18 protein-coding genes are annotated in these 13,583 nt (G+C 33.3%); 13 read left to right on the forward strand and 5 right to left on the reverse strand.

What is annotated here, in order from left to right; genetic code table 11:
• Positions 1 to 237: 237 nt before the first annotated feature.
• From QLS31_RS09140 to QLS31_RS09155, 4 genes are all read left to right on the forward strand, one after another.
• Positions 238 to 711: a hypothetical protein gene (locus tag QLS31_RS09140; RefSeq protein ID WP_282743604.1), complete on the forward strand. Its 474-nt coding sequence runs from the start codon at positions 238 to 240 to the stop codon at positions 709 to 711.
• A gap of 134 nt (positions 712 to 845) precedes the next feature.
• Entirely contained in the window at positions 846 to 1,337 is a 492-nt protein-coding gene (locus tag QLS31_RS09145) for a CIA30 family protein (RefSeq protein ID WP_282743605.1), read from the forward strand.
• A gap of 119 nt (positions 1,338 to 1,456) precedes the next feature.
• On the forward strand, positions 1,457 to 1,930 hold the full coding sequence (rlmH, locus tag QLS31_RS09150; protein WP_039109797.1) for a 23S rRNA (pseudouridine(1915)-N(3))-methyltransferase RlmH: 474 nt from the start codon (positions 1,457 to 1,459) through the stop codon (positions 1,928 to 1,930).
• Positions 1,931 to 2,267: 337 nt separating this feature from the next.
• Positions 2,268 to 2,735 (forward strand): CHRD domain-containing protein, encoded by a 468-nt coding sequence (locus QLS31_RS09155; protein ID WP_282743606.1) that lies wholly within the window; start codon positions 2,268 to 2,270, stop codon positions 2,733 to 2,735.
• A gap of 136 nt (positions 2,736 to 2,871) precedes the next feature.
• Here the strand turns inward: QLS31_RS09155 and folP are convergent, their stop codons facing one another.
• Complete coding sequence (gene folP / locus QLS31_RS09160) at positions 2,872 to 3,696, reverse strand: dihydropteroate synthase (RefSeq protein ID WP_282743607.1); 825 nt, start codon at positions 3,694 to 3,696, stop codon at positions 2,872 to 2,874.
• 88 nt (positions 3,697 to 3,784) lie between these two features.
• Here folP and QLS31_RS09165 point away from each other — a divergent pair, with 88 nt between their 5' ends.
• From QLS31_RS09165 to tpiA, 4 genes are all read left to right on the forward strand, one after another.
• A complete protein-coding gene (locus QLS31_RS09165) occupies positions 3,785 to 4,330 on the forward strand; it encodes a DUF1599 domain-containing protein (RefSeq protein WP_099715080.1) in 546 nt (181 codons plus the stop codon).
• Positions 4,331 to 4,434: 104 nt separating this feature from the next.
• On the forward strand, positions 4,435 to 5,535 hold the full coding sequence (locus QLS31_RS09170; RefSeq protein ID WP_282743609.1) for a BT_3928 family protein: 1,101 nt from the start codon (positions 4,435 to 4,437) through the stop codon (positions 5,533 to 5,535).
• A 230-nt stretch (positions 5,536 to 5,765) separates the two neighbouring features.
• Positions 5,766 to 6,263: a TlpA disulfide reductase family protein gene (locus tag QLS31_RS09175; RefSeq protein ID WP_282743610.1), complete on the forward strand. Its 498-nt coding sequence runs from the start codon at positions 5,766 to 5,768 to the stop codon at positions 6,261 to 6,263.
• A 52-nt stretch (positions 6,264 to 6,315) separates the two neighbouring features.
• On the forward strand, positions 6,316 to 7,068 hold the full coding sequence (gene tpiA / locus QLS31_RS09180) for a triose-phosphate isomerase (RefSeq protein WP_099715077.1): 753 nt from the start codon (positions 6,316 to 6,318) through the stop codon (positions 7,066 to 7,068).
• 54 nt (positions 7,069 to 7,122) lie between these two features.
• On the opposite strand, the gene QLS31_RS16365 is transcribed toward tpiA, so the two are convergent.
• Both QLS31_RS16365 and QLS31_RS16370 read right to left on the reverse strand, forming a co-directional pair.
• A complete protein-coding gene (locus tag QLS31_RS16365; RefSeq protein ID WP_349238935.1) occupies positions 7,123 to 7,689 on the reverse strand; it encodes a hypothetical protein in 567 nt (188 codons plus the stop codon).
• A gap of 18 nt (positions 7,690 to 7,707) precedes the next feature.
• Positions 7,708 to 8,163 (reverse strand): porin, encoded by a 456-nt coding sequence (locus tag QLS31_RS16370; protein ID WP_349238936.1) that lies wholly within the window; start codon positions 8,161 to 8,163, stop codon positions 7,708 to 7,710.
• Between the two features lie 278 nt (positions 8,164 to 8,441).
• On the opposite strand from QLS31_RS16370, the gene prmA reads away from it, so the two are divergent.
• From prmA to QLS31_RS09205, 4 genes are all read left to right on the forward strand, one after another.
• Positions 8,442 to 9,302 carry a 50S ribosomal protein L11 methyltransferase gene (gene prmA, locus QLS31_RS09190; protein ID WP_121342371.1) on the forward strand — a complete coding sequence of 287 codons (861 nt, stop codon included), beginning with the start codon at positions 8,442 to 8,444 and terminating at the stop codon, positions 9,300 to 9,302.
• A 45-nt stretch (positions 9,303 to 9,347) separates the two neighbouring features.
• Positions 9,348 to 9,623 (forward strand): ATP-dependent Clp protease adaptor ClpS, encoded by a 276-nt coding sequence (locus QLS31_RS09195; protein WP_282716208.1) that lies wholly within the window; start codon positions 9,348 to 9,350, stop codon positions 9,621 to 9,623.
• A 93-nt stretch (positions 9,624 to 9,716) separates the two neighbouring features.
• Positions 9,717 to 10,988, forward strand: a complete 1,272-nt coding sequence (locus tag QLS31_RS09200) for a sterol desaturase family protein (RefSeq protein ID WP_282743612.1) — start codon at positions 9,717 to 9,719, stop codon at positions 10,986 to 10,988.
• Between the two features lie 9 nt (positions 10,989 to 10,997).
• Positions 10,998 to 11,669 (forward strand): lysoplasmalogenase, encoded by a 672-nt coding sequence (locus QLS31_RS09205; RefSeq protein ID WP_282743613.1) that lies wholly within the window; start codon positions 10,998 to 11,000, stop codon positions 11,667 to 11,669.
• 44 nt (positions 11,670 to 11,713) lie between these two features.
• On the opposite strand, the gene QLS31_RS09210 is transcribed toward QLS31_RS09205, so the two are convergent.
• A complete protein-coding gene (locus QLS31_RS09210) occupies positions 11,714 to 12,130 on the reverse strand; it encodes a DUF6691 family protein (RefSeq protein WP_099715066.1) in 417 nt (138 codons plus the stop codon).
• A 44-nt stretch (positions 12,131 to 12,174) separates the two neighbouring features.
• Positions 12,175 to 12,735: a YeeE/YedE thiosulfate transporter family protein gene (locus tag QLS31_RS09215; RefSeq protein ID WP_282743660.1), complete on the reverse strand. Its 561-nt coding sequence runs from the start codon at positions 12,733 to 12,735 to the stop codon at positions 12,175 to 12,177.
• Positions 12,736 to 12,929: 194 nt separating this feature from the next.
• Here QLS31_RS09215 and QLS31_RS09220 point away from each other — a divergent pair, with 194 nt between their 5' ends.
• Complete coding sequence (locus QLS31_RS09220) at positions 12,930 to 13,379, forward strand: 2-dehydro-3-deoxyphosphooctonate aldolase (protein WP_282712558.1); 450 nt, start codon at positions 12,930 to 12,932, stop codon at positions 13,377 to 13,379.
• Positions 13,380 to 13,583 lie beyond the last annotated feature (204 nt).

A 13,583-nucleotide genomic window follows, 5' to 3' on the forward strand; every position in this document is an offset into this window, starting at 1 on the left:
CTACAAGACTCTTCACTCCCAAAATTTGCTGTAAAATTGAATAGATTCATCGCTCTTTTTTTATCAAATATAAGCCTTTTATTTAATTATGGGTAATTGCGGACAATCAAAAAAAAGAATATTGATACTAATAATTTAACACCTATTCAACTATTTATATCCAATAAAATCAATTCTTTTATACTGTGGTGTATTATTTAAAATCTTATATTTGAACTAGTAACTAAAACGCTGATTATGAAATCTTTTTTAAGCCTTCTTTTTGTATCCTCGATACTATTGACTTCTTGCAAAAAAGAAGTTGAACCACAAAATACCGCAACTCCTACAAATGTAGTTCCCTTTACTGAAGTTGGTAAACAAATGAAGAGCGAAACTTCGACGGCAACTCAGGTTCAACAAACTACAAATACTATAAATCCAAATAATGTAGTCACAACTTCCGGTCCTGTAGCTGCCGGAATGAATCCTGCGCACGGTCAGCCATCGCACCGTTGTGATATTCCAGTAGGCGCTCCATTGAATTCTCCGCCAGCCGCAACTACAAACAAAACAGCTGTCCAGCAACAGAATCAACCCGTTCCTGCATCTACTGTAACTACTGCAACACCAGTTGCTACGACACCAACTCCAGAAGGAATGAATCCACCACATGGTCAAGCCAATCACCGATGTGACATTACTGTGGGTGCGCCGCTGCCTAAATCATAATTGAACTAATTATCAAACTAAAACTGGCGTAAAATTCTTAAGAGTTTACGCCAGTTTTAGTTTTTTGAATTAATCCATTGTAAAAAATAAAACAAGAACTTTTATAAAAAAAATAGTTTACTAACCCAAACAAAATGAATGTCATAAAAGTTTTTGATTTTAATTTAGAAAGCGACCTTGAAAATTGGAAAGTTGTAAATGACGCTGTAATGGGTGGAGAATCAGAAAGTAAATTCTATCTGAATACAAATGGAATTGGGACTTTTAAAGGTAAAGTTTCTTTAGAAAATAATGGCGGATTTTGTGCTGTAAAATATGTTTTTGGGCCATTGCTTTTAAAAAGCACTACACATTTTTGTATTCGGCTTAAAGGAGACGGCAAACAATATCAATTTAGAGTAAAGACCAATCGAACTGATTCACATTCGTATGTATTTCCTTTTCAAACTTCCACAGATTGGCAAAGGATTGAAATTCCAATCACGGAACTGTATCCTGCATTCAGAGGGCAAAAATTAAATTTACCTAATTATGACGGTTCTAATTTAGAAGAAATCACTTTCCTGATAGATAATAAAAAAGAAGAGTCATTTCAATTGCTAATTGATGGCATTGAGATAAAATAAATATCATCTTAGCTTTGGTAATTTTATGAATTTAAAGCCAGAATATTAATTTCCATTAAAGAGAATGCGTTTTAAAACTGTTAATTTTTCTATCTTTACGCCTCTGAAATCAAACAAAAATGAACATCAAATTGATTGCTATCGGTAAAACTGATAACAAAGCTTTACAATCTTTAATAGACGATTACACCAAACGTTTGTCTTTTTATATCAAGTTTGACTTAGATATTATTCCTGATATCAAGAACGTAAAAAATTTATCCGAAAGTCAACAAAAAGAGAAAGAAGGCGAATTAATTTTGGCAAAAATTACACCGACAGACCAACTTATTTTATTGGACGAAAACGGAAAAAATTTTTCCAGCGTAGGTTTTTCAGAAGAATTACAAAAGAAAATGAACTCTGGAGTAAAAACTTTGGTTTTCGTAATTGGTGGTCCTTATGGTTTTTCAGAAACGGTTTATGCCAAAGCGCAAGGAAAAATATCGCTGTCTTTAATGACTTTTTCACATCAAATGGTACGTTTATTTTTTATAGAACAATTGTATCGTGGTTTCACGATTTTAAGAAATGAACCGTATCATCACCAATAATTAATTTGCAGTGTCCAGTCCCGTGGTCAGTACAGCATTTCCCCTTAAAGAGCCCGTTTTTTGTATTTTATTTTTCTGCCTTAAAATTGTCCCGTCATCCCACCCTAAAACTTCCGGGGATGAAACGGGAGTGTAAATCTTCACGACATGTCGGCAATATGCTAAAAATCAATGTTTTAACATATAATTATTAAAATTACATAATTAATAATATAATTTTAGACTAATTATTGAAAGGTTTAGCCCTAAACCCTTACTGAAATAAGACTTCAATAAAATTATATACCGTTTTTTAATAGTATTTATTTCCATTTCCTAACCGTTAAATTATTTTATTATGAACCGTTCCATTCAATTTTTAGTTGTTTTTATTATTTTATCAGGATTGTTTTCGTGCAGCGATAACAACTACACTAGTCCAAACCCAACCTCCAACTTAATCACTTTTAAAGCGGTCTTAAGCGGAATAAGGGAAGTACCCGCCAATGCTTCGACAGCAACGGGAGATGCCACGCTTACATTCAACAATACCACAAAAACATTCACAATAACGGTGACCCATTCTATTGCAGCACCCACAGCGGGTCATATACACAAGGGTGCTGTGGGGGTCAACGGGTCTCCCGTTTTTCCGTTTACAACATTAACCTCACCTATATCTTACACAAGTATTGCTTTGACTGCGGCGGAAGAAGCAGACCTCAGAGCGGAGCTTTACTACGTAAACATACATAGTGCCGCATTTCCCGGAGGAGAAATAAGAGGCCAACTTTTTAAAGAAGGTATTGGAGGAGGATCTTATTAAACAAAAAACAACATCCTTTTTCTTTTATCATATACCAGACTACCTTTCTTTGTTTGAAAAGAAAGGTAGTCTTTTGCGTTTTTCACGATTTACTTTTCCAGATAAATATAGGACGCCAGATTAAAATGTTGCTTGTTTATAAATTGATTTTATTAAACAAGGTAACGCATTCCATCGCTTCTTTTACATCGTGGGCACGAAGGATTTTTGCTCCTTTGGTCAATGCCAAAGTATTCAAAACCGTCGTTCCGTTTAACGCATTTTCTATAGTAGCATTCAGCGTTTTATAAATCATTGATTTTCTGGAAATCCCAACAAGAAGTGGCAGTTCCAATATATTAAACAATTCCATTTTCTGGAAAACTTCATAATTTTGATCTGTTGTTTTGGCAAAGCCAAAGCCCGGATCGATAATCAAATCATTGATGCCAAAACTTCTGGCCTTGGCAACTTTTTCAGAAAAATAGAACAACATTTCTTTTACAATATCATCGTAATCTGTGAGTGTTTGCATCGTTTGAGGATTTCCTCGCATGTGCATCATAATATAAGGAACATTGTATTTTGCAATTATCTCAAACATTTTTTCGTCCAGATTTCCTGCTGCAATATCGTTGATGATTGCTGCACCACTTTCTATGGAAGCTTTTGCCACTTCACTTCTAAAGGTGTCAATCGAAATTATCGTTTCTGGAAAATGTTTTAAAATCAAATCTACAACAGGAACAATTCTCGCAATCTCTTCATGTTCCGAGACAAATTCTGCACTTGGTTTACTGGAATAAGCGCCAATATCTATAAAAGTGGCTCCTTCAAGTACCATTTTTTCTACTTGCGAAAGTATTTCGGTTTCATTCTTATACTTTCCACCATCAAAAAAAGAGTTGGGTGTCACATTCAAAATCCCCATAACTTTGGGAGTTGATAAGTCAACAAGTATTCCTTTGCAGTTAATAGCCATTCGTTTACAGTTTTAAAGACTTCAAAATTCTACATTCAAAAAAATTATCTTATTTTTGAAAAAATTTGAATACAAATATACACCAATAATGAAGAATACTTCAAAAGAATACGATACTGTGATTGCGACTTGTCGTACGCTGTTTATCAATAAAATGAAAGATTACGGATGTGCTTGGCGAATTTTAAGACTGCCTTCGTTGACCGATCAAATCTATATAAAAGCCCAAAGAATTAGAAGCTTACAAGAAAATGAAGTCCGCAAAATTGATGAAGATGAAACAGGTGAATTCATCGGAATTATCAATTATTCTATCATGGCGTTGATTCAATTGGAATTAGGCGTTGCTGACCAACCCGATTTAGAAGTTGCAAAAGCAACTGAATTATACGATGCCAAAGTTAAACTGACCAAAGATTTAATGGAAGATAAAAATCATGATTACGGTGAAGCTTGGCGCGACATGCGTGTGAGTTCACTAACAGATTTGATTTTACAAAAACTACTTCGTGTCAAACAAATTGAAGACAACAAAGGAAAAACATTAGTTTCTGAAGGAATCGATGCGAATTATCAGGATATGATTAATTATTCGATTTTTGCCTTGATTCTAATGGGTTTTGGAAATAAATAATAAAAAGTAATAACTAAAAATGAAATCGCCAGGATTCCAAAATCACAAACTGGAATCAAGAATGGCGATATCATATTCCACTAAAAAACAAATATTATCTTCATATGAAAAATATAATTACTCAATTTTCTAGAATTTTCGTTGGAATCCTATTTATTATCTCCGGATTAATTAAACTGAATGACCCAATCGGGTTTTCATACAAACTGGCTGAATATTTCAGTGAGCCGGTTTTCAACATGCCCTTTTTCGTTCCGTTTGCACTAGGAATTGCTTTGTTTTTAGTAATTCTTGAAGTGGTTTTAGGTATTATGTTGCTCATTGGTTACAAAACCAAATTCACTATCTGGAGTTTATTAATCTTGATTGTACTGTTTACTTTCCTGACTTTTTATTCCGCTTATTTTAATGTGGTAAAAGACTGTGGTTGTTTTGGAGACGCTTTAAAACTGACACCTTGGCAATCTTTCACAAAGGATATTGTTTTACTTTTCTTTATTCTGATATTATTTTTTAATCAAAAATTGGTAAAACCGTTGTTTAGCAATAACGTACAAAACATAGTTATTTACGCCAGTATCGTTTTATCTTCACTTATGGGAGTTTGGGTTTTAAACCATTTGCCATTAATCGATTTCAGACCTTATAAAGTAGGTAATAATATTCAAAAAGGAATGCGAATCCCTGATGGAGCAGAAAAGTCAGTGGTAGAAATGGTCTTTATTTACAAAGTTGGTGGTATCGATAAAGAATTTACCGAAAAAGATTTGATGTCGATTCCTGAAGGCGCGGTATTTGTAGACCGAAAAGACAAAGTTATCACAGAAGGTTACGTTCCTCCTATTCATGATTTTACGATGGAAAAAGACGGTTCAGATTACAAAGATGAATTTTTAGAAGAACCAAAATTGATGTTGATTACAGCTTACGATTTAGTTAAAGCGGATCACAGTGGAATGGCAAAATTGGAAAAATTGAGTCAGGATGCTAAAGCAAAAGGATATAAAGTAGTTGCAATGACAGCTTCTTCACCAGAAGAAATAGCTGCTGCAAAAAAACAATTCGGATTGACATTTGACTTCTATTTTTGTGATGCTATAACTGTAAAAACTATCGAAAGAGCCAATCCAAGTATTGTTCTAATTGAAAAAGGAACAATAAAACAAAAGGTTCATCACAATGATATTGCAGATTTAAAATTCTAAATAAACTATAAAATTTTAAAGTCGTAAAGTCCGAAACAGGAATCTTTACGACTTTTTACTTTAAAAGAATGATAAATGCTTTCTAAATAAATCAGTGAATCAAAATCATTCCATTATTTTTAAACTATAACGATATTGCTTTGTCATTTTCGAATAATGCTTTCAAAATTTCTTAATCCGTATAACGCATTCAAATTGTTTGTTTAACTTTGTTTAAAAACATTTCTTTAATGAAAAAAATAATAGTATTACTTATTGCGGTTGTAACATTGTCTTGCACATCAAATGCGCAAAAAACTAAATTCTCCAAAGAAGCTTTATCTGAAACCCTTTTAGCCACTGATGGAGGTCAAGTTGCTTTTAAGGACATTTTACAAAAACACAAAGGAAAAACCCTGGTAATAGAAGTTTGGGCTTCCTGGTGTGGAGATTGCGTGAAAGCAATGCCAAAACTAAAAGAATTACAAGCTAATAATCCTGATGTTGGTTACTTATTTATTTCAATGGATAAAACTGCCGATAAATGGAAAGCCGGAATCGAAAAACACGAATTGAAAGGGGATCATTTCATGGCAAATGACCAAATGAAAGGGGTATTTGCAAAAGCCGTTGATGTGGATTGGATTCCAAGATACATCGTTGTTGACAAAAACGGAAAAATTGTTTTATACCGCGCCATAGAAACTGATTTTGATAAAATCAATGAAACGCTTAAAAATTTAAAATAATTCATTGCAAGATTGAAAAACATAACCAAAAACTAAATATAATACGACTAAAATGAGAAAGAAGATTGTTGCCGGAAACTGGAAAATGCATAAAAATGCAGAGCAAACTGAAGATTTATTGAATGAATTAATAGCAAAAATACCAACTGACGCAAAAGCACAAGTAATTGTTGCTCCAACATTTGTAAACTTGGCTTCTGCTGTAGATCATTTGGAGTTTACTAATATCGATGTTGCTGCACAAAACGTACATCAAGCGGAAAGCGGTGCTTTTACAGGCGAAATTTCAGCTGATATGTTAAAAAGTGTTGGTGTTGATATTGTAATTCTGGGACACTCAGAACGCAGAGCTATTTTTCATGAATCGGATGCTTTGATTGCTAATAAAGTAAATACAGCTTTAGAACACGATATGATGGTTATTTTTTGCTTCGGAGAAGAATTAAAAGACCGTCAATCAAAAAATCATTTTAATGTGGTAGAAAACCAATTGCGAGATGGTTTATTTCATATTGAATCAAAAGACTGGGACAGTATTGTTTTGGCCTACGAGCCAGTTTGGGCTATTGGAACTGGAGAAACAGCTTCACCGGAACAAGCACAAGAAATGCATGAATTTATCAGAGAAACAGTTCGTAAAGCTTTTGGAAGTGAAATCGCTGAAAACGTATCTATCCTTTATGGCGGAAGTGTAAAACCTGAAAACGCTAAAGAAATATTCTCAAAACCAGATGTAGACGGTGGTCTTATTGGTGGTGCTGCCCTAAAAGCAGATGATTTTCTAGCAATTGTAAATGCTATCTAAATTTTATAATTAAACTTCATAAAAAAAAGCGGTGATTTATTTCACCGCTTTTTTTTAAATTCCTATTTCTACCTGAAAACGCAAATACCAATTATTCTTGGTTCTGCTGTCAAAATAATTTAAAGTATCAAAAGTCAATTCGCTTTGCAATTTAAAAGTATGTTCCCAAATATACTTGGTTACACCAACAGTATATTGTTTAGAATTTGGAGCCAAAGTCCTAATATCCTCTCCTGCTTTTTGAGTGGAATATCGCCCAATAATTTCATAGTTTGAAGGGAAATTATAACTCAACTGATGATCAAATCCGTACCCTACATAAGCATAATTAGATTGTGTAATATCATCCGGATTTACAGTAACAGCATTTCTGGAAGTCGTTCTAGACAAGTAACTTGACATCGCGGCCCAGCCATTATATTTCAACATAGCATCCAGCATAACTGATTTCATAGTACGTTCTTCAAACAAATCGTTTCCTAATTGCCCTTGCACTCTTTTGGCATGATTATTTTGCTGAAAAGCTCCAGAAAGCATCAATTTTGGCTTTTTCTCTCTTACAATATCTCCTTCAAAATAAGTTCCATCTTTTGAAAATGAACCAAAAGGCAACAACTCCACTTTTCCGGTTACAGCAACTCAAGCATCAGCATTTCCTGTAATATTACGTCCTTTACCTGTGGAAATAGCTGTTTTTAAATTATAAGAAAATTTATCTTTGAATTCATTCATATTATGAACTTGAAAACCAAAATCCCTATCGATTGTAAATCTGGCATTCTTGATGGATCTATCAGTTAACTGCAATCCTCCGGATGAATTCACACACTGACGATTTCCTGGCAATTTAGTTTGTCCAAAACTGATATTCCAATGTTTATTAGGTCTGTAAAAAACTACCGCATCACGAATAATATTGATATTTTCTCCTTCTTGAATTTCGCCCACATCGCCCGGGGCAAATGACAATTGAACTGCGTATAAAAACTTTGGACTTCCAACATATCCATCAAATCGCAAGCGCAAAGGTCTGATTTGTCCGTCATAAACACCATCTTCACCTTCATTTTCGGTATACGTAACCCTGTTTTGCATTCGAAAACGAATATTCAACTGATATAAACTATCTGGAGAAGTAATTCCAATTCCTTTACCAAAACTATAATATGGAAGAGCTGATAATTTCAGGTCATTATCCTGTTTACTTTGTTTAATATTCTCTTGAGCATTCCCTAAAATACCAGAAAGAATAACAAAAAATAAAATAATCTTTTTGATGTAGTTGTTATGGGTTTGTTGTGCAAATGTAAAATAAAATTTGATTTACAAATGCAGTTTAAATAGTGATTACTACCTTTGCAAAAAAAATAAGCATGTCAAACATTTATATTGGGTATCATTTTACTATTGAGCCTAAAGACTCGAGCAGTAGCGAACAGGCTAAGCAATTAGGTTCTGAAATATTAATCGCAGAATTAGGAGAAAGAGCATTTGAGAGTTTTACAGAAACTGAAACGGGTATTTCTGCTTTTGTACAAAAGGATTTATGGGATGAAATGATTCTTGATGACATTCATATTTTACAATCTGAGGAGTTTACAATCGATTATACATTTGAAGAAATCGAGCAAGTAAACTGGAATGAGGAATGGGAAAAGAATTTTGAAGCAATAGATGTTGATGGAAATTGTCATGTACGTGCGCCTTTTCACCCAAAAACAGATGCCGAATTTGATATTGTAATCGAACCAAAAATGAGTTTTGGAACTGGTCACCATGAAACGACACACATGATGATTCAGCATTTATTAGAAATAGATGTTACCGGAATGAAAACCCTTGATATGGGATGCGGAACTGCAATTTTAGCAATACTTGCCGAGATGAAAGGTGCGCAACCAATTGACGCAATTGATATTGATAACTGGTGTTATTTAAATTCTATAGAAAATGCACAACGCAATAATTGTAAACACATTACAGTTTATGAAGGTGAGGCTGCATTACTGGAAGGCAAAAAATACGATTTGATTATTGCCAATATCAACAGGAATATTTTGTTGAACGATATGCAAAGTTATGTAAACAGTTTGAATCCTAATGGAACACTGCTTTTAAGTGGTTTCTATCAGGAAGATATCCCATTTATAGATGCTTCTTGTACTGAAAAAGGATTAACGTATGTTAAAAAATTTGAAAGAAACAATTGGGTATCTTTAAAATATGTAAATTAGTGGTACTATTTTTTTATTAATTACGAAAGTACAAAAACCTACAAAATGAGTACTAAAGAAAAAGTAAGAGAAAGAGTTAGTGTTAAGGAAGCTATAAGTTTAGACAATGAAATAGTGGTTTACAACGATGATGTAAATACTTTTGACCATGTCATAGAAACTTTGATTCGCGTTTGTAATCATACTCCGGAACAAGCAGAACAATGTTCATTAATTGTACATTATAATGGGAAGTGTACCGTAAAAACAGGTCCTTACGAAAAATTAAAACCACAATGTACCCAATTATTAGAAGCAGGATTAAATGCAGAGATAATTTAAGATTAATAAAATTTCCCTGTAATAAATAAATTACTATGAATAATTCAAAAACATTCTCTTTTATTCTATATTTGAATAAAAAAAAGTGTTTTTATGGAAGAATATGGTAAAATTTTAGTTTTTGTAATGCCTATTTTTTTGATATTAATTATTATCGAAAAAATATACGGGCATTACAAAGGGGAAGACACTGCACCAAACATGGATTCTGTTTCGAGCGTAAGTTCTGGAATGGTTAATTCCTTAAAAGATGTTTTAGGACTCAGCATAACACTAGCTTCTTACGACTGGATTGTCTCTAAAATAGCTTTATTTGATCTTCAAGCAAGCTTTCTAACTTATTTTATTGGATTTATAGCTATTGATTTTTATGGCTATTGGAGTCATCGTTTGTCTCATCAAATTAATTTTTTATGGAACAAACATGCCATTCATCACAGTAGTGAAGAATTTAATTTGGCCTGCGCACTTCGCCAACCGATATCTAGTTTTGTGAATCTGTTTACCTTTTTATTGATACCGGCCGCTCTTTTAGGAGTTCCCTCCAAAGTGATTGCAATAACGCTTCCTATTCATTTATTTCTTCAATTTTGGTATCATACGAAGCATATTAAGAAAATTGGTTTTCTGGAAAACATACTGGTTTCGCCATCACATCATAGAGTGCATCATGCCATCAACCCAGAATACATGGACAAAAACCATTCTCAAATATTCATCATTTGGGATAAATTATTTGGTACTTTTCAAGCAGAATTAGAAACTGTCCCACCCGTTTTTGGAATCACACGACCAGCAAGAACCTGGAATCCCATTCGAATTAATTTTCAGCATTTATGGTTATTGATTACAGATGCTTGGCGCGCCGAAAACTGGAAAGACAAATTCACAATTTGGTTTAAACCAACAGGCTGGCGTCCAGAAAATTTTGAAGAAAAATATCCCGTAACCAAAATCACTAATGTCTATGATTTTGAAAAATACGGCGTTCAACATTCTAAAAAATTGATGTATTGGTCCATTTTTCAAGCTATTATTACCTTACTACTCATTAGTTACCTCTATAATTCTATTGCTCTGATAGGTTTACCATATGTATTTATTTACGGTGCATTCATCTTCCTGACCGTTTACAGTTACACGGAATTAATGGATACCCGTAAAAGTTCTATATTCTGGGAAAGCATGCGTTTTGCATTTGGAATTGGACTAATTTTCTATTTTGGCGATTGGTTTGGCATGAATCAGCTATTTCCTTTTGCGAGTTATGTTGTTGCAATTTATCTTATTTTGTCACTAGTAGTAACCATTTATTTTGTCAGCAGTAATTTTGAAAAAGAAACAATGATTATAGCTCAATCTTAAAAACAACGTATGAAAAGTGATATAATATTAAAGAGTTTTATTGGATTTAGTCTTTTTTATCTTTCGTTTCTATTATTTGGGAATGAAAATACAGTTTGGTTTTTGAAACCCTACTTATTGCCATTTTTAATTCTCGCTGTTTATTTTCATGAAAGGTTTGTTACCAAAAAAATTCTTTTAACAGCTTTGACTTTATCATGGATAGGCGATATTATTTTGATGTTTGCTGACAAAGGAGAATTATATTTTATAGCAGGATTGATTGCTTTTCTTCTATCACATATTTCCTATATCATACTGTTCAGCAAACAATTAAAGATTTATTTAAAGAAAAGTAAAATCATCTTCTGGGTAGGAGTTACAGGAATTGCCTTTTATTTAATAGTAATGATGTTGATTTTACTGCCAAGTCTGGGAGACTTAAAAATTCCTGTTTTTGTTTATGCCTTGACTATTTCAATTATGCTGTTATTTGCATTGAAAGGCTTTTTAAACTGGCAAAAACCTGCCAGCATCTATATTTTAATTGGCGCTATTATTTTTGTAGCTTCAGATAGTATTTTGGCATTTGACAAATTCTATACTCCATTGCAATACAGCTCATTCCTGATTATGGCAACTTACTTATCCGCACAATACTTGATTGTTAGCGGTATTTTAAAATTAAACAAAAAAAAGTAGCATTTTCATAAGAGAATGCTACTTTGATAACCGATGTATTTCGATTAATGAGGTAATTTATTTTTTAATAATCCATATAAATAAGTTCCCAAGAGAGCTCCGAAAAGCACTATCAGAACGGTCCAAAAACCGGCTCCAAGCAAAATAAATATAGGACCTGGGCAAGAACCTACCAATGCCCAACCCAATCCAAAAAATAAACCGCCAATCCAGTAGCGAGCAGATCCTTTTTCTTTATCCGGAATTTCAATCGATTCTCCTTTAATGTCTTTTATATTGTTTCTTTTTATGATTTGAATGCCAATAATTCCTGTCAAGATAGCCACAGTAATAATTCCATACATGTGAAATGACTGAAATTGGAACATTTCATAAATGCGATACCAAGAAACTGCTTCAGATTTAGTCAGTACAATTCCGAAAACAAATCCAACCAACAGATATTTTATTATATTTTTCATGCTTTTGCTTTTAATGTTAAGTTTATTCTGGTTGCCTTACAATTTTATTTTACAATTAATGGCAATAAAAAATGCGTCATTATCAATCCACCAATGAAAAACCCGATAACCGCTTTCAAAGAAGGAATTTGTAAATTACTCAAACCTGAAATAGCATGTCCTGATGTGCAACCACCAGCATAACGAGAACCAAAACCTATCAAAACGCCACCAATAAGCAGTATAAAAATACTTTTTGGAGATTCTAAAATGGATATCCCAAAAAGAGCATCTGGCATTAGTTTTCCGTTTGGAGCTTCAATACCAAGTTGTGTTAATTGCGCAATTGTTTTAGGATTAATAGCCACATTTGAAGTATCTCCCATAAAATGAACGGCAACAAAACCACCTAACATAGCTCCAAGAACGACTACTAAATTCCAGCGTTGTGCTTTCCAATCAAAATCAAAAAAGGCTACTCGTTTTCCTAAACCAGCCATAGAACACAATGAACGTAAATTAGAAGACATCCCGAAAGACTTCCCGAAATAAATCAAAGAAAGCATAATCATACCAATCAAAAACCCAGAAATATACCAGGACCATGTTTGAAAAATAATATCCATATTGTTTTTTTGTGCAAAGATAAGAAGCATTTGATGAGATTTTGGAAGAAATGCGACATTCGGTTAAAAAGTGCTAATCCAAATTATTACGGGAACTCGCATTAAGGTCTAAAGTTCTGTTTATATTTGTATTATTTAAATTACATGGTATTGTAATTGCTATATAAATTTCACCTGATAAATTTACACTGAACATGAACAAATCAATCTTTTTTATTGCTTTACTAATCGGTATGGCTTCCTGCTCAAGTACACAATCTACTTTGAAAAACACCGATGATAATGCGCCAAACCTTACCCTTTCAAAAGACAATACTTTTGTGATTACGGAGTACAGTAAAGACAAAAAATATGGCTATGACAAAGATTATCCCATCAATATTTTCTTTAACAACACCAAAAATGAAACCATCAACCAGCAACGTTTTTTTAATGCTCTTGCCGGACCAAATGGCGAAGCAATAACCTATACGAAATTAGAAAACTGTTGTCCGTTTCCAACAAAAAGAAGCGAATTAGGTGCCGGATTTTTAGATGTTTATGAAGTAAAGTGGGAAGGTCAGAAAAAACCCGTTACGCTATACGTGAACATTTACGAAAAAGGAATATTGATGGTTCCTGTGGGACTGTCATTGAAAAAATAATAGCTTTAGAATCCCAAAATATCCTTACAAACCAATCCCCTAGCCCTGATGGTACCGAAGCGTCGGGAGAAATCCTACCGTTTTTTCTGGAGATTACAACGTACAGCGGGAAAAAGCTCCTAATAAAACGTTAATCCAAGAAATTATTTGCAAATCATAAATAGTAAATCGCAAATCATAACTACCTTTGCACCTTTAAAAAAT

Source organism: Flavobacterium sp. XS2P24, assembly GCF_030010285.1.
GTDB lineage: Bacteria > Bacteroidota > Bacteroidia > Flavobacteriales > Flavobacteriaceae > Flavobacterium > Flavobacterium algoritolerans.

What these genes read in the sequence shown, in the direction of transcription:
- QLS31_RS09140 (WP_282743604.1), top strand. Translation starts at nt 238, where the DNA reads ATGAAATCTTTTTTAAGCCTTCTTTTTGTATCCTCGATACTATTGACT.
- QLS31_RS09145 (WP_282743605.1), top strand. Translation starts at nt 846, where the DNA reads ATGAATGTCATAAAAGTTTTTGATTTTAATTTAGAAAGCGACCTTGAA.
- rlmH (WP_039109797.1), top strand. Translation starts at nt 1,457, where the DNA reads ATGAACATCAAATTGATTGCTATCGGTAAAACTGATAACAAAGCTTTA.
- QLS31_RS09155 (WP_282743606.1), top strand. Translation starts at nt 2,268, where the DNA reads ATGAACCGTTCCATTCAATTTTTAGTTGTTTTTATTATTTTATCAGGA.
- folP (WP_282743607.1), bottom strand. Translation starts at nt 3,696, where the DNA reads ATGGCTATTAACTGCAAAGGAATACTTGTTGACTTATCAACTCCCAAA.
- QLS31_RS09165 (WP_099715080.1), top strand. Translation starts at nt 3,785, where the DNA reads ATGAAGAATACTTCAAAAGAATACGATACTGTGATTGCGACTTGTCGT.
- QLS31_RS09170 (WP_282743609.1), top strand. Translation starts at nt 4,435, where the DNA reads ATGAAAAATATAATTACTCAATTTTCTAGAATTTTCGTTGGAATCCTA.
- QLS31_RS09175 (WP_282743610.1), top strand. Translation starts at nt 5,766, where the DNA reads ATGAAAAAAATAATAGTATTACTTATTGCGGTTGTAACATTGTCTTGC.
- tpiA (WP_099715077.1), top strand. Translation starts at nt 6,316, where the DNA reads ATGAGAAAGAAGATTGTTGCCGGAAACTGGAAAATGCATAAAAATGCA.
- QLS31_RS16370 (WP_349238936.1), bottom strand. Translation starts at nt 8,163, where the DNA reads ATGCAAAACAGGGTTACGTATACCGAAAATGAAGGTGAAGATGGTGTT.
- prmA (WP_121342371.1), top strand. Translation starts at nt 8,442, where the DNA reads ATGTCAAACATTTATATTGGGTATCATTTTACTATTGAGCCTAAAGAC.
- QLS31_RS09195 (WP_282716208.1), top strand. Translation starts at nt 9,348, where the DNA reads ATGAGTACTAAAGAAAAAGTAAGAGAAAGAGTTAGTGTTAAGGAAGCT.
- QLS31_RS09200 (WP_282743612.1), top strand. Translation starts at nt 9,717, where the DNA reads ATGGAAGAATATGGTAAAATTTTAGTTTTTGTAATGCCTATTTTTTTG.
- QLS31_RS09205 (WP_282743613.1), top strand. Translation starts at nt 10,998, where the DNA reads ATGAAAAGTGATATAATATTAAAGAGTTTTATTGGATTTAGTCTTTTT.
- QLS31_RS09210 (WP_099715066.1), bottom strand. Translation starts at nt 12,130, where the DNA reads ATGAAAAATATAATAAAATATCTGTTGGTTGGATTTGTTTTCGGAATT.
- QLS31_RS09215 (WP_282743660.1), bottom strand. Translation starts at nt 12,735, where the DNA reads ATGGATATTATTTTTCAAACATGGTCCTGGTATATTTCTGGGTTTTTG.
- QLS31_RS09220 (WP_282712558.1), top strand. Translation starts at nt 12,930, where the DNA reads ATGAACAAATCAATCTTTTTTATTGCTTTACTAATCGGTATGGCTTCC.